This window comes from Paenarthrobacter sp. AB444, from assembly GCF_028736865.1.
In the GTDB taxonomy this organism is placed as follows: Bacteria; Actinomycetota; Actinomycetes; order Actinomycetales; family Micrococcaceae; genus Arthrobacter; species Arthrobacter nicotinovorans_B.
This window is the reverse complement of record NZ_JAQZBY010000007.1, coordinates 188,186-209,988: the sequence shown is the minus strand read 5'-3', so window position 1 is coordinate 209,988 and position 21,803 is coordinate 188,186. Positions and strand designations below refer to the sequence as shown.

The following is a 21,803-nucleotide window of genomic DNA, read 5'->3' as shown; positions in this document are numbered from 1 at the left end:
GGTTAGTCCTCCCACTGAAGGTCGTCGACGGCGTCGAGTATGCGGTCGACGCTTGGCAGGTAGTAGTGCTCCAACTTGGGAGACGGGAACGGGACGTCGAAGCCGGTGACCCGGAGGATCGGCGCGGCCAGGTAGTGGAACGCCCGTTCCTGGACGCGGGCCACGATTTCGGAAGACACGGACGCGAAGCCGTGGGCCTCGGCGATCACGACGGCGCGTCCCGTCTTGCGTACGGACGCGCAGACGGTCTCGTCGTCGAAGGGGACGATGGTGCGGACGTCGATGACTTCGAGCGAGCGGCCCTCCTCGGCGGCGGCAGCTGCGGCTGCGAGCGCGGTGGGAACGGACGGGCCGTAGGCGATGAGCGTCGCGTCCGTGCCGGGACGGGCGACAGCCGCGCGGCCCTCGGTGGAGGTTCCGGCGTCGTGCTCTGCGCGCAAGGCACCCAAGTCCACCTGGTCCTTGGACCAGTAGAGCTTCTTGGGTTCCATGAACATCACGGGGTCATCGGAGTCGATGGCTTCGCGGAGCATGCGGTAGCCGTCGGCAACGGTGGCCGGGGTGTAGACCTTCAGGCCAGCGGTGTGGGCGTAGTAGGACTCGGAGGAGTCGCAATGGTGCTCCACTCCCCCGATGCCGCCAGCGTAGGGAACACGGATGACCATGGGCATTTTGAGCTTGCCCTTGGTGCGGTTGTGCATTTTGGCGACGTGGCTGACGATCTGTTCGAAGGCCGGGTAGGCGAAGGCGTCGAACTGCATTTCGATGACGGGCCGCATGCCGTTGATGGCCATGCCCACGGCCATGCCGACGATGCCGGACTCGGCCAGCGGGGTGTCGAAGCAGCGTTGTTCGCCGAATTCGGCCATGAGGCCGTCGGTGATGCGGAAGACGCCGCCGAGCATTCCGACGTCTTCGCCGAAGACCAGGACTGAAGGGTCGGCGCGCATGGCGTCGGCCATTGCCGTGTTGAGTGCTTTGGCCATGGTGAGGCTCTGCGGGCCGCTCGCCTCGGCGGTCGCTGCGGCTGAGGCGGCGGCACTGGCGGTGGCGGCGCTGACGTTTCCGTTCACGGACGTGGTGATGGTCATTTTGCACCCTCCTCGCGGGCGAGTTCGTCAGCCAGCAGCTCAGACTGTTCTTTCAGCTGCGGGGTTTGCTTGTCGAAGACGTACTTAAAGAGGTCCAGCGGCTGCACCGGAACGTCCTCACCAAGGCCTTCGCGGAGCTGGGTGGCAACGTCCTCAGCATGCGACGCAATGCGCGAGGATGCTGCGTCATCCAACAGGCCCTTGTCCGTCAGGTACGACTTCATACGGGTCAGCGGATCCTTGGCCTGCCACTCGGCGACTTCGCTGTCCGGGCGGTAGCGGGTGGCGTCGTCGGCGTTGGTGTGGGCCTGCATGCGGTAGGTGTGGGCCTCGATCAGCAGCGGTCCGGATCCTTCGCGCGCCAGCTTCACAGCGCGGTCCATGACGGCGAGCAGTGCGACGAGGTCGTTGCCATCCACACGCTCACCGGCCATGCCGTAGCCGACAGCCTTGTGGGCCAGCGACGGCGCCACGGACTGGTGGCTCAGCGGGACCGAGATGGCGTATTTGTTGTTCTGCACGAAGAAGATGACGGGCAGGTGGAAGACGGCGGCGAAGTTCAGTGCCTCGTGGAAGTCGCCTTCGCTGGTGGCGCCGTCGCCGCACATGGCCATGACCACGGTGTCTTCGCCGCGCAGCTTGGCGGCATGGGCGACGCCGACGGCGTGCAGCAGCTGGGTGGTCAGCGGCGTGCACTGGATGCCGACGTTGTGCTCTTTGGGGTCGTACCCGCCGTGCCAGTCCCCGCGGAAGATGGTCATCACCTCAACCGGGTCCACGCCGCGGGTCATGACGGCGACGGCGTCGCGGTAGGTGGGGAACAGCCAGTCGCCTTCCTTGAGGCACATGGCAGCTGCCACCTGGCAGGCTTCCTGGCCGTGGCTTGAGGGGTAGACGGCCATGCGGCCCTGCCGGACCAGCGCCGAGTTCTGGTCGTTGACGCGGCGTCCGACGACGAGCTGCTCGTAAGCGGCCATCAGTTCAGCATCGCTGGGCGTGGGGTACTCGTGGCCGGGTTCGGTGCCTTGCTCGTCGTGCGGGCGGAGGGTGCCGTCCGGGTTCACCATTTGGATCTGGTGCCGGGCGGGGAGCATGTAGTCCTCAACGCTGATGCCGAATTTTGTCCGAACGTCAGCAGCCTGGTCCTCTACAGCCGTTTCGGGCGCAGAGTGGTCTGCGTGGATCGTCATTGGTCCGTCCTTCTCTAGCCACTATGTGCTTCCAGTATGTTCCCCGGCGAAGTTTCGTATCCAGCTTTCCGCCAAATCATGGAAGCCCTTGCCTGAACTGGGTATTCTGAAAGACAGATTGTATTTGTGAGCTGGGTTACGCGCCCGTGCTGTAGACGAATTGGAGCGTGCTTTGAGTGAGACGGAGGCGGAGCAGACCGCCATACCGCTGGACAGTGTGGACCGGGACATCATCCGTGAGCTCACCACCGACGGGCGCATGTCCATTACCCAGGTGGCGGAGAACGTGCACATCAGCCGCGCGCATGCCTATACCCGGATTGCCCGGCTCACCGGCGAGGGCGTCCTGACCAAGTTCACGGCACTGGTGGATCCCATCAAAGCCGGCCTGCGCTCCTCCGCGTACGTGACGTTGAAGGTCCAGCAGCATTCGTGGCGTGAGCTGAAGGAGCAGCTGCGGGCCATCCCGGAGATCCATCACATTGCGTTGGTGGGCGGCGACTTCGACGTCATCCTCCTGGTCCGCGCCACCGACAACATCCATCTGCGCCGCGTGATCTTCGACCAGCTTCAGTCCATGGAGGGCATCCTGGATACGCAGACGTTCCTGGTATTCGAAGACGTCGATACCCGGTGACGTTCCGACGGAAGGTTGCCTGGACACTTATTGCCGGCGTGCTCGCCGGGCTGCTGTGGCTTATTGGGGCGTACCAGCTCTTCCATAACCCGCCCCATGCCACTCCCCAGCGGACCGACGCGATTGTGGTGCTGGGCGGGATGAGCGACGAGCGGCTCCCGGCGGGCTTGTCTTTGCGGGAGCAGTTGGACATTCCGGACCTGGTGGTGGTTACCACAGGCCTGCCCGCCAACGCCGGTTCGGATGAGTACTGCCAAACGCACGACGGCGACGCCCATCTTGACTGCTTCCGTCCGGATCCGCTGAACACCCGTGGTGAAGCTGCCCGTCTCAGGGCGCTGGCGGCGGAGCGAGGATGGAAATCGGTGACTGTGGTGACGTCCGATTATCACGTGCTCAGGGCCGGCACGTTGATGAAGCAATGCATCGCTGCGGACGTGCAGATGGTGGGCACCGAACCGCAGCTCTCCCCTGCCGGTTGGTTGTGGCGGTTCGTGGTGGAAACCGGGGGGCTTTTCGATGTATGGATTCGCCCGGAATGCTAAGGGTTCTGGTGAATTTCGGGTGTTTTTGAGCGATTAGGATTGCACTAGTTTCTGGTGCCTTCGGGCCGGTCTTTATGGGGGTAATACGTGCACACCATCATGCCTATTTTTGGGACGCGGCCGGAAGCCATCAAAATGGCCCCGATTGTGCGCGCATTGATGGAGTCGGAGCTGTTTGAGTGCGTAGTGACGGTCACCGGGCAGCACCGCGAAATGCTGGACCAGGTCAATGAGCTCTTTGGGATCACCCCGGACCACGACCTCAACATTCTTCAGCCCGGCCAATCCCTCACGGACATCATGACCCGCACGATGAGCGGGCTCGACACCTTGTTTGCTTCCGGCCGGCCAGACGCGGTGATTGTCCAGGGCGACACCACCACCTCTACTGCCGGCGCCATCGCTGCTTTCTATCACGGCATTCCGGTGGTCCACGTGGAGGCCGGCCTCCGCAGCGGGAACCTGCTCTCCCCCTTCCCCGAGGAAGCGAACCGCAAGATCACCAGCCAGATCGCATCCTTGCACTTGGCCCCGACGACCACCAGCCGGGCGAACCTGCTGGCCGAGGGTGTTTCGGCCGCGGACATCGTGGTGACTGGTAATTCGGTGATTGATGCGCTGCTGACCACGGTGGACAGGCAGGTGCCGTTCTCTGATCCTGCGTTGGAGGCGCTTGCTGCCAGTGGGCGACGTATCTTGCTGGTGACGACGCACCGCCGCGAGAACCAAGGCGATGCGATGCGCGGTGTTGGCCGGGCATTGGCCCGGATCGCCGACGCCGAACGCGAGCTGACGATCGTGCTGCCGGCGCACAAGAACCCCGTGGTCCGTGAGGCGGTGCTCCCTGCTTTGTCCGGGAAGCCGAATGTTTTGGTTACGGAACCGTTGGCCTATGGCGAGTTCACGAGGATGCTCTCCCTTGCCCATGTTGTCCTGACCGACTCCGGCGGTGTCCAGGAAGAAGCACCGAGCCTGGGCAAGCCCGTCCTGGTAATGCGCGACAACACTGAGCGCCCCGAAGCCGTTGAGGCTGGGACGGTTGCCCTGATCGGCACGGATGAGGAGCGGATCGTGGCCGAGGTGAGCCGGCTGCTTCACGACACTTCCCACTTTGAGGCCATGGCGAACGCCGTAAACCCGTATGGGGATGGGTTGGCTGCGGAGCGCACTATTGCGGCTATTGCGGAGCTTTTGGGTGTTGGCCGGCGCGTGGAGGAGTTCGGGATGGAGCGGGTGGGGTAGGGCAGGAACTCGGGGTTTCCCATTCAAATATAGGCTGCGGGCCGATCACATCTCGATCGGAAAAGAACTCATGGCGAGACAAAGCCATTGGGGTTTGCTGCCTGCCAACGCCAGTGGTCTTGGCACATTTGATCCAAACCTCGGCGAGCAGACCACCCTAAATCGGCCAATGCTGCAGAAGGGTCGGCGTAGCTGACTGCGGCATCGCCGGGCCGCCGTTGCACAATCTCATAGGCTATCGGGCGCCCAGCCGCCCGACTGAAAGCATCAATGACTTCCAAAACGGATATCCCCTTGCCCGTCCCGAGGTTCCACCGGAAGATTCCTGTTCTCTGACGGATGTATGTCAAAGCCGCGAGATGTCCGTCAGCCAAATCCATAACGTGGATATAATCCCTGACTCCAGTGCCATCAGGCGTCGAATAATCACTACCGAAGACAAAAACCCGCTCACGCAACCCGACAGCAACCTGGGCTACGTACGGCAGGAGATTATTAGGAACCCCCTGAGGGGACTCACCGATAAGCCCGGACTCGTGTGCACCCACGGGATTGAAATACCTTAGAAGCGCCACGCTCCACCGTTCATCGGAAGCACAAAGATCAGTGAGTATATCCTCAATCTGTTCCTTAGTTCGTCCGTAGGGATTAGTAGCGCTCATTGGTAGCTTTTCAGCCAAAGGAACGTGGGGTGAATCGCCATACACCGTGGCCGAAGAACTGAACACTAAGTGCCTGACGCCCGAAAGTTCCATGCAGCGTAAAAGGTTGAGAGTCCCAACGACGTTGTTGTTGTAGTACTTAAGGGGATTCCCCACGGACTCACCTACGGCCTTTAGACCCGCAAAGTGAATCACCGCGTCAAAGCTGTACATGCTAAACACTTCTTGGAGTGCAGCGACGTCCAAAAGATCAACCTGCTCGAATGCTAGGTCCATCCCCGTCAGCTCCTGAATGCGGCGCAAAGACTCGCGGCTCGAGTTAGCAAGATTGTCGAGGACGACTACGTCGTGCCCTTCCTGCAGAAGGACGAGTACGGTGTGGGAACCGATGAAACCGGCGCCGCCTGTGACCAATATCTTCATGAGGACATCCTAAAAGTTCGAAGCAAATCGCCGGAAAGTGATTGCAAAATTCGATCTCGTTTCGTCATCTTCTGGTGCCAGTCTCAGATGGGTGTGCGGCGTCCCTTCTACCAACACAATTGACAAATCGCTGTGGGTGGTAGGGAGACTTGAGGTTTCCAGGTTACGACTCAAGAGTACGGAGCGGTCCGGATGGCCGGTAGACTTTGTACCATCGTGGGCTTGACAGGCGCTCGTTACCAGACACTATACAAGGGGACTCAGGTTTGGACCTTCGCGATTACGTGCGCACAATGCGGCGCAACTGGATCCTTCTCGTTTCAGCAACTTTGCTAGGACTTCTCGTCGGTGGGGGCCTCTCACTTGCGGCTAAGCCCACATACACTGCTGAGACCCAGCTCTTCGTCGCAATCCAGAACACAGGCACGGTCCAAGAGCTCCAGCAAGGGAACACCTTTAGTCAAGCGCGGGTTCAGTCATATGTTAAAACTGTCAATTCCCCTATAGTTCTCCAGCCAGTCATTGATTCCCTAGGACTTGATATGAGCGCCGAAGAACTAGGTAAATCGGTCAAAGCAACCGCAGATCTGAACACAGTCTTGATCAACATCGCTGTCACGGATGGTTCCGCTGTACGCTCGGCTGCGATTGCTCAAGCGATCTCAACCAGCTTAATCGACACCATCGGGCGTCTTGAGAAGCCACAGACAGGCGGATCCTCTCCCTTCAACGTTTCGGTTATTAAGCCTGCCGTAGCCCCCGCCATGGCAACAGCGCCCAATACCAAACTGAACCTAGTCTTGGGCTTAGTTGTCGGTTTGGGACTGGGAGCGGCCGGCGCCATTTTACGAACACGGCTGGACACTAGGATTCGTGGTGAAGCCGAGCTACGACGGATAACCGACCAACCCGTTTTGGGAGGGATCGCATTCGACCCGGATGCAGAGCGCAAACCACTACTGACCCAGGCCGCACCCCAAAGTCCACGCGCTGAGTCATACCGCCAGCTGCGAACAAATCTGCAGTTCGCTAATGCGGCAGACAGCGCTAAGACCGTCCTAGTCACGTCGTCCCTGCCCGGAGAGGGAAAGAGCACCACGGCTACCAATCTGGCGATCTCCTTGGCTGAGGCTGGCCAAGCGGTCTGCCTGGTTGATGCGGACCTACGTCGGCCCATGATCAACGAATACCTGGGCTTGGACCGGAATGCGGGCCTTACTACCGCTCTAGTTGGATCTGCGGACGTCGAAGAACTCTTGCAGCCTTGGGGACAAGATAATCTCTATGTGTTGACCTCCGGTCAGATACCCCCGAACCCGAGCGAGCTTCTCGGCTCAGCTCTCATGAAGAGACTCATCGACCGACTAGAGGAAACCTTCGATACCATCATTATCGATGCACCCCCTTTGTTGCCCGTGACCGACGCAGCCGTGCTTTCTCAACACGTTGGCGGCGTGATTCTCGTTGTGGGATCTCACAAACTTAGGCAACAAAACCTTGAACAATCACTAGGTGCTCTCAAAATGGTTGGGGCGAACATCCTTGGCATCGCGTTGAACCTCCTACCAACCAAGGGTCCCGACGCCTACGCCTATAGCTACTATGCAACCAAAAACGATGATACGCAGACGAGCAAGCCTACGCTTGGAGCGACGACTGATAGTTTGCGTGCTCCGTTAGCGGCTGAAGATTCGCTTATAAACGACCGCAGTCTCAGTAATGAGCAACGGCAAACGAAGCGCTCAGCGACTACGTTCCCTTCGGCTCGGATCCACCAGTAATCATCCGTGGTGCAAAAGGCACCTTGCTGCGGAGGGGGTTCCGCTACTCGACTGGACACTCCGCAGCGCCGGCGCATCGCCTGCCTGCAAGCCGAAAGCAGGTGGGGGTGCTATGCCTACCGGTCACGTCTCGATGAATGGCATGCACCTTCTGTCATTTGGGTTTCGACCTGATGGCCGATACCGTGCTCAGAGAGAAACAACGTCCGTGGCACGCCCTGCCCGTCAGTTATTCCCCTGAGTCCGTACAGTGTGCAGATCAACCTCGCCGCACAAAATGGGTTGCCCTTACATCCCGCGGCCATCCATCGGAACCGGCCAAGAGACGCGGTGGCTGAATCTCCAGGCTCGGTTGCAGCAGCGCTTCAGATGGTGGCATGGCTCCTACGGACTAGCCATCAACGCAACCGCTCCCTATAGTGTGTGAGCGACAAAGATTCGAACGGAAACTAAACAAACTCCGTACGCCTGGACGGCGATGAGACGCTGAAGGACGGCGGCCCGCCCTCTGGTGGCTTCCATGACCCGAGGCTCGCCAGCACGGCAATGACGGCCATAGAGCCCGTGAGTCCCCAAAAAGATCCCGAGAGCATGATGGCCGCCAGAAAGCTGACAACAGCTCTGGGGGGCATTCTGTCTTGTGGCGGAAGAACCACAAAACCGCCATCCCACACCCACAAGGCGAGAAGAAGAACGAAAACGGCTAGTCCTGGCAAACCTACCTGCAGGGCTACGAAAAGGTAGCCGTTGTCAGCAGCTAGACCGCCAAGAGGATAGGCAGCCAGCGGACCGGCAGGTGCAAAACTAGATGCCACTGGGCCTGACGCACCCAGGCCGTAACCTAGCGGCTGCTCACCGATAAGTCTCAGCGCAACGGGTAGGGTGATCTCTTGTCGCACGCTGAATGAGTAATCAGTCGATAACCCGAACAAAGACTGGAAGCGGGCCAACGCAAGGTCCACCCTGTCCGGTGCTACTAGGGCTAGCCCGACCACGGCAAAGATGCATCCTCCTGCGATAGAAGCAATACGGCGAACGGCCCGGCCACCACTGTTGACGGCTTGGGTCCCGATGCCGAGCACAAGGATCGCGATGGCGGCTAATGCTCCAATCAGGGCACTCCGCTGGAGCACAACTAGTGTCACGACCGCTGAAGTACCGCCCAAGATTAACATGAACAGGCCGACCTGCTTGAACCCGCGGACAACTACGACTGCGCAGACCCAAACAAAGGCGCTTCCGGCCACCATAGACAGTTCTTGCCCGGTTGCTTGTAGGCCCAAGAGACGGGTCTGAGAACCCACCTGGAAACTAGAACCAGCCTCAACTAGGCTCTGTAACTCCACAGCATTTAGTCCAACGACCGCTTGAAACAAGGCCACAAGCATATTTGTAACGAGGACCCCGATCAACACACGACGAATTCGAGTGCGTGACCGAATAGGGAGTGGACTCGTCTGTAGGAGCAAGGCGATCACCAGGCCCCAAAGCATGCTTCTCAGTCCGTAGACACCCTGCACAGCCAGGGTGGCTATGGACGGGATGGCTACTAGCAAACAGAGAAGAATGAACAACCAAGCCACTCTGCCAGCGTTTGTGAACCGAGTGTTGTACCTGGGCACAAAAATTGCCAGTATCACAAGCAGGACGACACAGATATCAGGAATTAAGTTTAGGACCGGCTTGATTACCGGAAGATAGCGGCCCAGACCTGGGCCCACTCCACAAACCACAAGCAGGAGAGCAGTAACGACAGAAAACGCCAGCGCAACTAGGGATTCGCGTTCTTTCACAAATGCCGACCTCTCATACGCTTCATCGCCAACATAATGATCCATATGAGCCCCAACGCTACGATACAGGACCACAAAGCTAGTCCGACTGCGACATGCCCCAAAGCAAATGGAGTTAGGGCAGCCCAAGCCCCGGCAATCACTAACAGCTCTATGACAATTACCGAACCAAGACTTCGCCGCGCAGTCAGTATATTGATTGCTGACGCACCCACCGCTTGCATGGCTACACCGAGGGTAAGCAGCCCGACGAATAGAGGTAGATCAGAATAGGCCTCGTCTAGAAACTCACGGGCGACGAAGGCGAGAACTAAGACAATTGCTGTTCCGGGCAACAAAGCTCGAAGGGAAAGGCTCAGTTGGCGTCTCGTAAGCTGAGGTCGCTCAGAAGCGCTAGCCTCCTTGAACGAGATTGCCGACCTCATCTGAGGGAGACTCGCCTGGAGTTCCGCCAAGCTCAAGCTTATTGATATCACCGCAGTCAGCCTCGGATCAAGCCATATACCCGATGCAAGGACTGGCGTTCTTGCGAGAACCAAGGACTCCGTCTGACATAAGAAGAACCCACCTGACTGCTTGTAGACGGCCAGCATCTTTACATGAGCTTTAGGCTCGCCGCCCCAACGCCAAGGAATCACCAGGAAAAGAGACCCTAGTTGAAGAAATGCGTAGGTCATTGCGATAGCTTCTGCGCTGACGCCGCCGGCCAGGTGCATGCCGAAAGCGACACCAAGAGTTAGGAGTGGTATAAATCCCCGCAAAGCTGTACTAAGGAAGAACCTGCCCGACCCGTACTGGCGCCAGCTCAAGTTATTGAAGAGGGAGCCTGTCAGCACTCCGGCGCAAGCCCAAAGGGCCAAGACATCTGACATGCCCTTAAACGGTTTGAAAAGTATCAACGCAATTGCTAAAACAACCGCGAACAGAAACTGTAACGGGATGTGCTTTCGGATTATTGCATCTGCCACGGATAACTTATCATTCGCAGCACTCTGGAGGACTTCCGACTGCACTCCTAGGCACGCCACATAGCTGCCGATGCTTAGGATCGCCAGAAAGATAGCAACCAATCCGCGGTCCCCAGGCGAGAGGAATAGCGCACTAAAGAATGTAAGCGCAGCACTCCCGCCAAGACTGAGAAGTTGTGCAAAGTACGGGCTGCCTATAGCTCTACGCAGAACTATCACTACCTCGCTCGGATGAAGCGAGCGGGCACACCCGCGTAAATAGCGGACTTGTCTAGGTTCTTAGTTACTACTGCACCGGAGCCAATAATCGAGTTGTCTGCAATGCTAGTCCCTGGCTGCACTATGCAACGAGCACCAAGCCAGCTACAAGCACCGATAGTAACAGGTCCAAAAAACATGCCTTGCTCATGAACCGGCAGGTCTGCATGTCCGGAATTATGAGTAGACGTCAGAATGATGGATTCAAAACCGATTAGGGCGCCACGGCGTAGCGTTAGCTGCCCTCGCGCGTCCAGGACAGTGCCGCGCGCAATAGAAACATCATCCTCTAGTGTCAGTTTGGTAGCTCCAAGGATCCGCACACCTTGCGCAATAACTACATTGTTACCAACAGTTGCGCCTGCTTTTCGCAGCAAACTCACGCGAAGTATTCTGGCAGCCCGGCCCGGCAGAAGCCGCAGAACACGCTCATCAAGAAGACCAAGCAACCTGAGTTTTATACCTACCATTTACTGTCCGTCCTCAGCTACGAGCAGGCTCGCCAGAGTCCGCGAGTTTACGGCAAGATCGAATTTTGATCGTGCCCAATCAAGTTGCCGCATCGCCAGTACATTCCTCAACTCTGCATCAGCAAGAAGCAACAGACGAGCGCGCCAAACTGCGATATCATCACGGTCAGTCCGCGGCACGACCAGATATTGTCTATTATCAGGATGAATGGCTTCGGCGCAACCGCCAACATCTGCCACGAGCGGAATGATCCCGTAGAAGCTGGCTTCAACGAGCACCATAGGCAATCCCTCTGATTTGGATGTCATCATTAATACATCTATGCCGCTGTATATCTCTTCCTGCGATCTAAATCCCATTACCTCAATGTCAGAGGCTAATCGATCAACCTCAGGCCTCAGCGGACCATCTCCATATATCTTTGCAGAAACTTCCACTAAACCATTGGTAATGCTACAAAACAGCAGTGGATCCTTTTCAGGAGAAAGGCGTCCGACAAAACCTACTCTCAACAGGCTCACATCGGAACTTACAACAGACGTTGGCCTAGCATTCGCATTAAGGATAGAAGGATAGGCAGTCCTTATATCAGCATTGGGAACTCCATCCGAGATGATCCCGGCAATGTAATCACTCACGGCGATTATCCGGTCCGCACGACGACCGGCGATGAGCCATAGCTGTTTCCAGATCGATCGCTTGAGACGGCCGGTTTGCCCTAGCACCGGATACGGCTGACCAAGGACGTATACAGTCCAGTGGACTTTGGAAAAATGGCGAACGATCAATCCAAATATTATGTCTGCCTGAGAAATAGAGGTCACAACATGGGTAACATTATTTCGCTTTAAAATGCTTCGGAATTTAGTAAGCGACCACCAAACGGAACGGTAGTTTAGCTTGATCTGTGGGTTCGCTACGGAGTCCGCTTCATCGTGCCCACGAAGCACACACACCCTAGGGATGATATTCGAGAGAGGAGCTCTGTAGTTTTCCCAAAGCTGGTACGCGCCAGCGCCCTTTGTTGAGGGCGACGACCAAACCAGAAGAACAGGCTGGTTGCTTGCATCCGGCAACGAGTTACGGTTTGTTGGCTTGGTTTGAGCCATCACAGACTTCCTTCTCGGAGGCCGGGCTCTGATCGTGTCTTCAGCTCCATGAGATCCCGGAAGACTCTGTAGTGCTCTGCCGCAACCTGCTTGTCGAGCATCAATCCCTCAGTACTTCGTGCACACGACTGCAGACGACCGAATAGCCCAGGCTCATTAGAAACCCGGCTTAGCGCTGCCGAAAGGGATTTCATATCTCTCGCTTCAAACAAGAGTCCATTGACTCCATGGTTTATCCATTCCGTGGGCCCACCTTCGTTGGATGCGATGACTGCCTTACCCGCCGCTAGATACTGCAAGACATTTTGGCCGAGAGGTTCTGGGCGGACAGAGGCTTGAACACAAACATCGAAGTCAGATATGACTCCACTGACCTCGGCCACGTGCCCTAGGAAATGCACTCGCCCCTCGAGGCCTAGTCGGGCGACATCATTCTTAAGCTCTTGTAAGTAGTTGTCGTGGCCAAAAAGAGTGCCCCCGGCGAAGTAAAGCTCGTGGGTACCCGTAGAAAAGGCGTCTGCAAACGCCTCAAGGAGAAGTGACTGACCTTTCCAAGGGTCGATCCTTGCGATCATGCCAATCTTCAAGCCACGTTCCGAGACCTGCGACGGTGGGCTCAGGGGCACCTGAAAGAATTGATCGCCAATCGGGCTCGGGATAACTGACGTGTACAAGGGCCTCGACTGAACGTGGCGCAGTGCGGTGGCCAATGTCGACCTTGAATTTCCTATCAGGGCATTTGCCCGGCTCAGGGCGACTAAACGATATGCCCAGAACCCTGCGCTGCCCATACTTTCGGGGGACACATGATCCCTTAAATGAAGAACGAGCTTTTTGTCGGTTCCCAGGCAGGCGAGGGCACCATAAAGACTCGATCGTGACGTGTTGGCATGCACTACAGCCGCCTCGTGAAAATCGTCTGAACGGCGAATAGCCCACGCTTGACCGATCAACTGCCTAGCAAATCTGAGAATAGACCTTGGTGACTTCCGCGACGAAACCCCGGGCGTTTGGATGGGACCAACGGTGTGTACCGCTACAGTTGGATCAGCTTGGGCAAAGACACCCAGCCCCGTTTGAGGGGCTTGTTTGGGAAGCAACACCCGAGGATTCCAGTCACGTGCTTCCTTGACGAGTCGAAGGAGCGCAAGTTCAGCCCCGCCAGCCTCTACAGTGTGGTCCAAGTGCAAGACTTGTAATCGATCTGGGCGGTCCACCACTGCTAGTTCATCCATTCTGCGATACGTCGTCGGAAGACTTTTTGATCAAAAGATTCAGCCCGTGTCCGCGCGGCGTCCGAGCTCAATACCAAAGCATCACCGACAGCAGCCCTCAGCGAACTGGCGCTGAAGTCATCCAAGAGGATACCTGATCTGCCATGCTCAACACTCTCTCCAGCACCACCCCTCCGATTGGCAATGACGGGTGTTCCGGAGGCCATAGCTTCGACAGGCATGATGCCGAAATCTTCAATTGCTGGAAATACGTAAACTGCCGCTCGCTTATATAGAGCGCGCAAAAGAGGCCTAGATGGAGCGCGTAGGACATGCACAGGAACACGCGCTGCCTCCGCCCGTTGTCGGAGACTTTCAAACTCCGGACCATCACCAGCCAAAACGACAGGGATATCCGCTGCTTCGCCAGCCTCTATGACCTTGTCCAGGCCCTTATACGGAACAAAACGCGATGCACCCAAAATAAACTGTGAGGGCAGAGCATCCACTGTCAGCAGATCAGCGTCGCTTAGTCTGGACTCTGCGCCATCCTCTGCGAAGTAGGCTACATCGACGGGTGGAAAGATGACGGATGCCTCTTGACCCCATGTTGCTTCAATTCGAGCTTTTACAAACTCGCTGTTTGCAGCGATGGCGGTGGCTTCACCGGCTCGCTTTCGGTCAATGCCACGAAGCAGAGATGCAGCCGCTTTGGCGTGAAAACCCTGGCCGCGCTTATCGAGTTCAGGACTCCAAATATAACGCGCAGGAGTATGAGCGTACACGTACTTTCGAACGCTTGAGTCGTGATTCGAAAGCCTCGCATGATGCGCAAACAGATGTGAGCTGCAAAGTACCCATTCAACTTCAGTTGCCGGTATCCGGCGCCAAGTAGGAAGCATGAAGGGTAGAGCTAGTGGTTTAGACTTCCGAAGCGGTGTGGCTCCAAGCCACGACTCCCGCACTCTCCGATCACGGAATCGTTCCGGGAAGTCGTCCCACAAGCAGAAGATTGGAGCCGCGGGGTACAACTCGCCGAACTGCTCAACCACAGATTCGGCGCCGCCATGCTTTTCAAGCCATTCATGAACAATCAGACCGGACAAAAGAGACCCCCCGCAGTGTTATTATTCGGCGCATCGCACACCTGCCCCACACAGGTAGCGCTCGTCTTGAACTGGCACGCATTCGTGAGATTTCAAGGCGCTAGATGACCGGTGCCACCGAGTCATAGGATAGTTCACCCAGCACGTCAGTGGGAAACTGCCCTTAAGGGCACGCAACAGAAGCTGCTTCGATGACTGAAAAATTCAGAACAGACGATCTTCCGAAGCTGGAACCCGAAGTGCGGCCTCCGGGCAGCTATAGTCATGATGTCATGGACGTGCTTATATCTTTCCGCCGGGCTCTCCCGAGCCTCGCTGATACTTGATTGCCGCTAGTGACCGGCGAATCTACTACAACAATGGGGACATCATATGGGGCCGTTACCGGACTGGCGGGTGCGTACTTCACGCCGCCTTCAAGCGGTTGATGCGTTCACTGTCACATGGGCCGTAGGCGGCGCCTACATCCTTCGATTCGGCCTCGAATCTGACTCTTCAGTGTCGGATGACAGCGCTAATTACTTATGGTTCTCGATTGCCTTGGCGATTGTTTGGTGGCTCATGCTCGGGGCCTGGAACAGCAGACAAAGCCGCATCCTCGGCTCGGGGCCAGATGAGTACAAAAGAGTAGCAGCCGCTTCACTATGGCTTTTTGGTCTAGTTGCAATAATTTCCTACGTCTTCAGGATTGAAACAGCACGTGGTTATGTGGGTATTGCTCTTCCCGTCGGCCTCGCAGGGCTCCTTCTCGCCCGGTGGCTTCTTCGACAGCATTTGAGTCTCGCGCGACAAAAGGGTGACAGCATGTCCCGCCTGCTGCTCTTGGGCGGCCCCAGTGCCGTCGCCCATCTAGCCTCATCTTTACATCGAGCTAAACACGCTGGATATCTTCCGGTGGCCGCTTATACCCCCGGGGACCAAACTTCGCTTGCTATCGAGCCAGAATCAGGGTTGCCCATCCTCGGTCATGGAAGTGACACTCGGTCTGTCCTGTCAGCCATCGAAACTTGCGCGGCTGATGCAGTAGCCGTTTCAGCGGGAGTCCAGCTTCACCCCCACACTCTTCGGCAGTTGGGCTGGGAGCTCGCATCCCGAAATGTCGGGCTTATCATGGCTCCCGCGCTAACGGATATTGCCGGGCCCCGAATTCACACCCAGCAAGTCGCCGGTCTTCCTCTTGTTCACGTAACTACCCCCACGTTAGAAGGCGGTCAGCGCGTAGCAAAGCGGCTGTTCGATATCGTGGTTTCGGGAATGCTCATTATCTTGGCTTCACCGATTTTGGCTGTTGTGGCCGTCCTAGTCCGAATCGACAGCCAAGGACCAGTCTTGTTCAAGCAGGACAGGGTCGGGATGGAGGGACGTCACTTTCAAATGCTCAAGTTTCGCTCCATGGTTGTGGACGCCGAGGCACTCCTTCCTAGTCTCAAGGACCAAAATGAAGGACAGGGCGTGCTGTTCAAGATGAAAAATGATCCTCGCATTACTCGCATCGGTGGGATTCTGAGGAGATACAGTCTTGATGAGCTGCCTCAACTGTTCAATATTCTCGGCGGGTCGATGAGTTTGGTTGGTCCCCGCCCCCCGCTCCCTCGCGAAGTTGAAGCCTATGAGCAAGACGTCCGTCGGCGTTTACTTGTAAAGCCTGGTCTTACAGGCCTTTGGCAGGTTAGTGGCAGATCCAATCTTTCTTGGCAAGACTCTGTGCGTTTGGATCTTTACTACGTAGAGAACTGGTCTCTCGCCGGCGATCTCGTCATCCTGCTTCGCACCGTCCGTGCCGTGTTTCAAAGCACCGGCGCCTACTAGAACACTCCCCGCAGAGAACTGCAGAAGGAACGACAATGCGTATTTCAGTAATCGGCTGCGGCTACCTTGGCGCTGTGCACGCAGCATGCATGGCAAAACTCGGCCATCAGGTTGTGGGAATCGATGTAGACGAGAATAAAATCGCGGCTCTTTCCTCCGCGAAAGCTCCCTTTTACGAGCCGGGCCTGGACACTCTTCTGCAAAGCGTCCAGGAGACCGGGCGCCTCGCGTTTACTACTGATATGGCGGCAGCCGCCGGGAGTGACGTTCACTTCATCTGCGTGGGAACGCCACAAAAAAAGGGGGAAAATGGCGCTGATATGACTTATGTCAACGCCGCCCTTATTGACCTCCTCCCCTTTCTAGCTCCGGGTAACGTAGTGGTAGGCAAGTCAACGGTGCCGGTCGGTACTGCTGCTCGTCTGGCGGAGCTGGTGACGGATCATCAGCCTGACGCTCACCTTGTATGGAATCCCGAATTCCTTCGTGAAGGGCATGCTGTGTCTGACACCCTTCAACCCGACAGGTTTGTGTACGGCGTCAACGACGGTTCCGAAGAACATCCTGCTGTGCAAGTACTCGACGAGGTATATGCGTCGCCACTTGGCGCTGGTGCGCCGAGGTTGGTTATGGACCTTCCTACGGCGGAACTTGTGAAAACCGCTGCCAATTCCTTTCTCGCGACCAAGATCTCATTCATTAACGCTATGGCCGAACTATGCGATGCAGCGGGTGCAGACGTCACTCATCTGGCCGAGGCAATCGGGATGGACGACCGAATCGGTCGCAAGTTTCTCCAAGCGGGGATCGGTTTCGGGGGAGGATGCCTGCCAAAGGACATACGGGCATTCATGGCTCGGGCCGGCGAGCTCGGTGCAGATCAGGCTCTAACCTTCCTCCGAGAGGTCGATGCCATCAACATGCGTCGCCGAACACGTGTCGTGGAGCTCACAAGAGAGCTCTGCGGCAATAGCCTCCTCGGTAAGCGCCTAACTGTTTTGGGAGCAGCCTTCAAGCCGGAAAGCGATGACGTTCGAGACTCGCCGGCTCTTAGTATTGCCGCTCAGCTGCAGCTCCAAGGCGCAGTTGTCACCGTGACCGATCCCAAGGCGCTAGAAAACGCGGCACTGCGGTTCCCGGAACTACAGTATGTGCAAGATCCTGAGCGGGCAGTTCGAAATGCGGAAGCCATTTTGCTGCTTACAGAATGGCAGGAATATCGAGACCTCGACCCCCATCTACTTAAGGAATCCATGGCGACACCGCGAATTCTGGACGGACGAAACGTCCTCGATCCCGCCAAGTGGCGCGCAGCAGGGTGGCATTATCGCGGTCTCGGACGACCATAGCTCATGACCGAAATCAAGGACGCTCAGAAGAGACCGAGCACGGGAAAAAGGGCCACGTCTCGACGGAAGCTGCGGAAGCGCCTTCTTCTCGCAAGTCTTCTCACTGCGGTTGCGGCATTAGTTGTGTTGGCCGTGACAGGCTGGATAGCCGCCAAAGTCACAACAGTTAAGACTGAACTGCAGTCGGCTACAGGGCTACTTCCTACGCTCAAGGCGGAGCTGTCAACAGATGACCCCAGCGCCGCGAGTAGCACCGTTCAGTCCCTAGCCCAGCACACGAGTACTGCTCGCGAAGCAACTGAGGATCCAATCTGGAAGGCAGCGTCGATACTTCCATGGATTGGACCCAATCTTCAGGCTGCAGGAGAAATCGCCACTGCAGCAGATGATGTTGCACGCCTGGGGGCCGTCCCGCTGGTGCAGGCTTTCCAGTCCTTAAACTGGCAGTCCCTTATGCCGACCTCAGATGGACTGGATCTTTCCCCTCTGAGAAAAGCCGCGCCGCAGGTGCAATCCGCCGCTTACGCAGTGCGAGAGTCGAGCAATAGGCTAAATAGCATTCAGGCTGGAGACCTAGTTCCCCAGCTGTCCGCTCCCCTACTTGATGCCCGCGGCGAACTAAACACGCTCAGTCGAGAATTGGACTCAGCAGCAGACGCGGCGCGACTTGCGCCAGCAATGCTGGGGGATGACGGCCCGCGGCGATACTTGCTACTGGTGCAGAACAACGCTGAGTCCCGAGCGACTGGCGGCATCCCAGGTGCACTGGCCGTGCTCAGCTTCAGTGAGGGTCGGTTAAAGCTTGAATCTCAAACGAGCGCAAGTGCCCTAGGTACAACAAATCCCCCGATATCCATTGGGGCAGAGCAACAGGCCATCTACTCGGCGCGGGTTGGCAAATTCATGCAGGATGTCAACCTAACCCCTGATTTTCCGACTAGCGCCAGCACAGCGAAAGCTATGTGGGAGTCCAAAACGGGCCAACAACTCGATGGAGTGGTCTCTCTCGATCCCGTAGCGCTCAGCTTCCTGCTTGATGCAACTGGGCCCGTCAAGATCAACGACCCCCTCGTGAAAAGTATCGGTGAAGGCCTTCCCGCTGAACTGAGCAGCAAGAACGTAGTGCAGACGTTGCTCTCTGACGTTTACGCCGCTATAAAGGAACCCGCCCGCCAGGACGTTTACTTTGCCAGTGCAGCCCAAGAGATTTTCTCAGCGGTCTCCGCAGGCAAGAGTGACCCCAAGCGATTAGTCGACAGTATCTCGAAGGGTGTAGCCGAACGTCGTATCCTGCTTTGGTCGGCGAAAACTACTGAACAGGGAACCATCGCCAAGTACTCCATCGGTGGGCAAGTTTCGGGTTCAAGCGTTTCACCTGCACAGTTTGGCGTCTACTTCAATGACGGCACTGGCGCCAAGATGGACTTTTGGATTAAGCGTACTGTTCAGATCGTCAGGGACTGCACACGAGACGGATACCGCGAGGTCGCCATCCGAGTCACCAGCACGAACAGTGCGCCCTTGGATGCAGCCACCTCACTGCCCACTTATGTAACGGGTGCCGGAATTTACGGGGTCCCAGCGGGAAGTGTCCAGACCAACATCGTGGCCTACGGGCCTGTTCAATCAAATATTGACACCGTGATTAAGGACGGCGCGAAGGTTCCCTTCGCTGCGCAGCGGCACAATCAACGAGCCGTCGGAACGTCCACTGTCCGGTTGGCCCCTGGGGAAAGCACAACACTGGAGTTCAATTTCGGTCACATCGTGCAGGATGCGCAACCGGAAATCGTTGTCACACCTACAACTGAGCCAGTCAAGGACGTGATACACCCGGCCAGCATGTCGCAGTGTGAATAAACGAGGGCAAATGCGTTAAGGCTTTGTAACGGGTCTTGATTTTCTTTGCCGCAGGGAAGCTATGAATGGTAAGTTCTACGTGGGCAGCAAAATGAGATTTCACTTACGGTCTCGTAGGGTCTCGGAAATCTCCAACACCACGTCGTACCACAAAGGTCTCAGGGGGGACACACATGAGGAAATCTCTTGCAGCGCTAACGCTTGCAGGCTCCATCGCACTTCTCGGCGCAGTTCCGGCCGTAGCAAATAACGCCAACTACCCGGCACCAAACACCTCCGTCGCTGTTTCCGATGCTTCCGTGGCACCGGGTGAAGCATTTGTTTTCAGTGGCACTGGCTTCACCCCGGGCGAAGGCATCACGATCACCGTCACGCCGACGGGGACACCGGCGGCCAGCGGCAGCGTTTCGGCCGGTAGCCTTTCGGTTTCTGCTCGCATTCCGTTGGCCCCGTCCACTCTGTCGGCCACGGCTGATGGAAACGGTGCATTCTCGGCATCTATCGTCATCAATGAGCCGGGTGCATACGCTGTCACCGCCACGGGCAACTCCTCTGGCGTCACCGTTGGACCCGTCACAGTCGTCGTCGGCGGTGCGGCTCTGTCCAACACTGGCGGCAACGCCGGTACCGGCACGGGAACTGGCCTGGCGAATACTGGCGGTGTGCCGCTGGCAAACACCGGCGCTGACTCAAGCCTTATCTTGTGGTCTCTCGTGGGCGCAGGCGCATTGGCGGCTGGTACGGCATCTGTCGTAGTAGCTCGGCGTCGCGCTAAGGGCACCGAGGTTTCTGCCTAAGCGACTTGAGCCACGTAGGGTGGTTTGCCAACGGGAGTCTTGTTGGCAAACCACCCTTTTTTTGATCCATTTCCCCGAGGAAGTCTCATGTGGTATCCATAGGGACTATGGGGCGACATTGGAGAAGGCGTGGGTGGCGCATCAAGTTGCCCATTCCCAGAATCAGTAGACTCCGTGCGCCCCGGGAACTTTCTCAATACGTCCTGCTGGGCATGTTGGCTGCTTCCGCGATCAGTGTGTGTGCCTGGGCACTATCTCGAACTTCCTGAGGGCATGCTTGAAAGACTTATTCGTGTGGCGATTAGCCCTTACAGTGTACTTAGGCGGCCTCTCGCTGATCGGATTTTGGCCGACACCGGTAGACCGGCCAATTCAAGGGACGCTTGCTTCAGTCTTGGGGTTTCTTCACGGATTCGGTGCACCAAGCTGGTTTGACTATCATTTTGTCGAGGCTTCGGCGAACGTCGCGATCTTCGTTCCACTCGGTATTCTGGCGTCCTTAGCCCTTCCCACGAAGTCATGGTGGCAACTTGCGGGTATCGGTTTATTGGCTTCAACTTGTATGGAACTCGGGCAACTGCTATTCATTAGCTCCCGGTACGCCAGCTACCTAGACGTTGTCACAAACTCCTTCGGTGCTGTCACGGGGATCTTGTCCACCCGCCTTGTTGTACGACTCAGGAACGCGCGTGAAGCGAAGGCCTAGATTCGACGGATTCCCGCAAGTCCTCTTCCTCGGAACGGTGTCTGGTTGGCCGACTCCTGGGGACCGACCTCGGAACCGACCGTTGTAACACGTCTTTCTCGGTCGCCAGGTTTGCTTGGCAGTTTGGCGCCCGGATGTAACAGGAACCATAGATATCAAGTGGCGGATGCCATCTCGCCGCTCGGCTAAAGACGCAGAATTGTTAACCCTATCCGGAATATGGACCTGCGGGATATCGGATTTTTAAAAAGTACCCTTATGATTGTGCGGGCGGCACGTCCCAACTAAATGTTGCCCAAACAGGGGCGTGCCGCTTCGCCCAGGCCGTTTTTGCGCACTGCGCAGAAACCAGACCCCACTCCACCCAGGTTCAGCAATGCTGCTGGACGAAAGGACGCTCTTTGCCTTACGTCGACATCAACCCTCACAAGTCAAAGCCAAAATGGCCTGCCTATATTGGCCTTGCGTTGCTCCTCGTCGCAACGATATCAATCGTCGCTTACGTGCTGGTTCATCACTAAACCAGTCATCCCGCCCATGCCCTGACACTTTCCCGCGATCTCCCCCGCGTGCGTGTAGTGGAGGTGAGGGTCGTTGGAGAGAGGCACCACAGTGCCGTCGGCGACGCCTGCAGCCTGGCGACCGTGCGGCCTAGGTCCGCCACACGGAACAGCAGCATGGGTAGATCGTTCGGGAAACTGGTTTCCAGGGCGCGCTGAAAGTTCGAGGAAATGTGGGCCATCACGTTAAAGTACGTGTGCGACATGAAATTCCGATTGCTGAGCAGAAACA

The 21,803-nt window shown here is 57.1% G+C and carries 17 protein-coding genes; 9 read left to right on the top strand and 8 right to left on the bottom strand.

The window, feature by feature from the left end; all coding sequences use genetic code 11:
* Positions 1 to 2: 2 nt before the first annotated feature.
* Together PQ627_RS11110 and pdhA are read right to left on the bottom strand one after the other, a co-directional pair.
* On the bottom strand, positions 3 to 1,091 hold the full coding sequence (locus tag PQ627_RS11110; protein ID WP_274260949.1) for an alpha-ketoacid dehydrogenase subunit beta: 1,089 nt from the start codon (positions 1,089 to 1,091) through the stop codon (positions 3 to 5).
* Positions 1,088 to 2,281, bottom strand: a complete 1,194-nt coding sequence (pdhA, locus tag PQ627_RS11105) for a pyruvate dehydrogenase (acetyl-transferring) E1 component subunit alpha (protein ID WP_274260947.1) — start codon at positions 2,279 to 2,281, stop codon at positions 1,088 to 1,090. The genes PQ627_RS11110 and pdhA overlap by 4 nt, the downstream gene beginning before the upstream one ends.
* A gap of 172 nt (positions 2,282 to 2,453) precedes the next feature.
* Here pdhA and PQ627_RS11100 point away from each other — a divergent pair, with 172 nt between their 5' ends.
* The 3 genes from PQ627_RS11100 (at position 2,454) to wecB (ending at position 4,705) form a co-directional block, all read left to right on the top strand.
* Positions 2,454 to 2,918: an Lrp/AsnC family transcriptional regulator gene (locus PQ627_RS11100; RefSeq protein ID WP_274260945.1), complete on the top strand. Its 465-nt coding sequence runs from the start codon at positions 2,454 to 2,456 to the stop codon at positions 2,916 to 2,918.
* Positions 2,915 to 3,463, top strand: coding sequence for a YdcF family protein (locus tag PQ627_RS11095; protein WP_274260943.1), 549 nt, complete (start codon positions 2,915 to 2,917; stop codon positions 3,461 to 3,463). The genes PQ627_RS11100 and PQ627_RS11095 overlap by 4 nt, the downstream gene beginning before the upstream one ends.
* A gap of 99 nt (positions 3,464 to 3,562) precedes the next feature.
* Positions 3,563 to 4,705: a non-hydrolyzing UDP-N-acetylglucosamine 2-epimerase gene (gene wecB / locus PQ627_RS11090; protein WP_443192755.1), complete on the top strand. Its 1,143-nt coding sequence runs from the start codon at positions 3,563 to 3,565 to the stop codon at positions 4,703 to 4,705.
* Between the two features lie 68 nt (positions 4,706 to 4,773).
* On the opposite strand, the gene galE is transcribed toward wecB, so the two are convergent.
* Complete coding sequence (gene galE, locus PQ627_RS11085) at positions 4,774 to 5,790, bottom strand: UDP-glucose 4-epimerase GalE (RefSeq protein ID WP_274260938.1); 1,017 nt, start codon at positions 5,788 to 5,790, stop codon at positions 4,774 to 4,776.
* A 206-nt stretch (positions 5,791 to 5,996) separates the two neighbouring features.
* Between galE and PQ627_RS11080 the strand changes: the two genes are divergently transcribed.
* Complete coding sequence (locus tag PQ627_RS11080; RefSeq protein WP_443192753.1) at positions 5,997 to 7,571, top strand: polysaccharide biosynthesis tyrosine autokinase; 1,575 nt, start codon at positions 5,997 to 5,999, stop codon at positions 7,569 to 7,571.
* 449 nt (positions 7,572 to 8,020) lie between these two features.
* Here the strand turns inward: PQ627_RS11080 and PQ627_RS11075 are convergent, their stop codons facing one another.
* From PQ627_RS11075 to PQ627_RS11055, 5 genes are all read right to left on the bottom strand, one after another.
* The gene (locus PQ627_RS11075) at positions 8,021 to 9,409 is read right to left on the bottom strand and encodes a hypothetical protein (RefSeq protein ID WP_274260934.1); all 1,389 of its coding nucleotides are present in this window, start codon (positions 9,407 to 9,409) and stop codon (positions 8,021 to 8,023) included.
* A 1,141-nt stretch (positions 9,410 to 10,550) separates the two neighbouring features.
* A complete protein-coding gene (locus PQ627_RS11070; RefSeq protein WP_274260932.1) occupies positions 10,551 to 10,973 on the bottom strand; it encodes an acyltransferase in 423 nt (140 codons plus the stop codon).
* A gap of 87 nt (positions 10,974 to 11,060) precedes the next feature.
* Positions 11,061 to 12,170 carry a glycosyltransferase gene (locus PQ627_RS11065; RefSeq protein WP_274260931.1) on the bottom strand — a complete coding sequence of 370 codons (1,110 nt, stop codon included), beginning with the start codon at positions 12,168 to 12,170 and terminating at the stop codon, positions 11,061 to 11,063.
* Entirely contained in the window at positions 12,170 to 13,405 is a 1,236-nt protein-coding gene (locus PQ627_RS20010; RefSeq protein ID WP_443192752.1) for a glycosyltransferase family 4 protein, read from the bottom strand. The genes PQ627_RS11065 and PQ627_RS20010 overlap by 1 nt, the downstream gene beginning before the upstream one ends.
* Positions 13,393 to 14,490 carry a glycosyltransferase gene (locus tag PQ627_RS11055; protein ID WP_274260929.1) on the bottom strand — a complete coding sequence of 366 codons (1,098 nt, stop codon included), beginning with the start codon at positions 14,488 to 14,490 and terminating at the stop codon, positions 13,393 to 13,395. Before PQ627_RS11055 ends, PQ627_RS20010 begins: the two co-directional genes overlap by 13 nt.
* Positions 14,491 to 14,862: 372 nt before the next feature.
* Here PQ627_RS11055 and PQ627_RS11050 point away from each other — a divergent pair, with 372 nt between their 5' ends.
* The 5 genes from PQ627_RS11050 (at position 14,863) to PQ627_RS11030 (ending at position 21,011) form a co-directional block, all read left to right on the top strand.
* Complete coding sequence (locus PQ627_RS11050) at positions 14,863 to 16,299, top strand: sugar transferase (RefSeq protein ID WP_274260927.1); 1,437 nt, start codon at positions 14,863 to 14,865, stop codon at positions 16,297 to 16,299.
* A 35-nt stretch (positions 16,300 to 16,334) separates the two neighbouring features.
* The gene (locus PQ627_RS11045) at positions 16,335 to 17,648 is read left to right on the top strand and encodes a UDP-glucose dehydrogenase family protein (protein ID WP_274260925.1); all 1,314 of its coding nucleotides are present in this window, start codon (positions 16,335 to 16,337) and stop codon (positions 17,646 to 17,648) included.
* Positions 17,649 to 18,326: 678 nt separating this feature from the next.
* A complete protein-coding gene (locus PQ627_RS11040) occupies positions 18,327 to 19,508 on the top strand; it encodes a DUF4012 domain-containing protein (RefSeq protein ID WP_274260974.1) in 1,182 nt (393 codons plus the stop codon).
* A 173-nt stretch (positions 19,509 to 19,681) separates the two neighbouring features.
* Positions 19,682 to 20,305 (top strand): LPXTG cell wall anchor domain-containing protein, encoded by a 624-nt coding sequence (locus PQ627_RS11035; RefSeq protein WP_274260923.1) that lies wholly within the window; start codon positions 19,682 to 19,684, stop codon positions 20,303 to 20,305.
* Positions 20,306 to 20,543: 238 nt separating this feature from the next.
* Entirely contained in the window at positions 20,544 to 21,011 is a 468-nt protein-coding gene (locus PQ627_RS11030; protein ID WP_337993562.1) for a VanZ family protein, read from the top strand.
* Positions 21,012 to 21,803: the final 792 nt, after the last annotated feature.

What these genes read in the sequence shown, in the direction of transcription:
- PQ627_RS11035 (WP_274260923.1), top strand. Translation starts at nt 19,682, where the DNA reads ATGAGGAAATCTCTTGCAGCGCTAACGCTTGCAGGCTCCATCGCACTT.
- PQ627_RS20010 (WP_443192752.1), bottom strand. Translation starts at nt 13,405, where the DNA reads ATGGATGAACTAGCAGTGGTGGACCGCCCAGATCGATTACAAGTCTTG.
- PQ627_RS11075 (WP_274260934.1), bottom strand. Translation starts at nt 9,409, where the DNA reads ATGGATCATTATGTTGGCGATGAAGCGTATGAGAGGTCGGCATTTGTG.
- PQ627_RS11065 (WP_274260931.1), bottom strand. Translation starts at nt 12,170, where the DNA reads ATGGCTCAAACCAAGCCAACAAACCGTAACTCGTTGCCGGATGCAAGC.
- PQ627_RS11110 (WP_274260949.1), bottom strand. Translation starts at nt 1,091, where the DNA reads ATGACCATCACCACGTCCGTGAACGGAAACGTCAGCGCCGCCACCGCC.
- galE (WP_274260938.1), bottom strand. Translation starts at nt 5,790, where the DNA reads ATGAAGATATTGGTCACAGGCGGCGCCGGTTTCATCGGTTCCCACACC.
- wecB (WP_443192755.1), top strand. Translation starts at nt 3,563, where the DNA reads ATGCCTATTTTTGGGACGCGGCCGGAAGCCATCAAAATGGCCCCGATT.
- PQ627_RS11050 (WP_274260927.1), top strand. Translation starts at nt 14,863, where the DNA reads ATGGGGCCGTTACCGGACTGGCGGGTGCGTACTTCACGCCGCCTTCAA.
- PQ627_RS11040 (WP_274260974.1), top strand. Translation starts at nt 18,327, where the DNA reads ATGCTGGGGGATGACGGCCCGCGGCGATACTTGCTACTGGTGCAGAAC.
- pdhA (WP_274260947.1), bottom strand. Translation starts at nt 2,281, where the DNA reads ATGACGATCCACGCAGACCACTCTGCGCCCGAAACGGCTGTAGAGGAC.
- PQ627_RS11045 (WP_274260925.1), top strand. Translation starts at nt 16,335, where the DNA reads ATGCGTATTTCAGTAATCGGCTGCGGCTACCTTGGCGCTGTGCACGCA.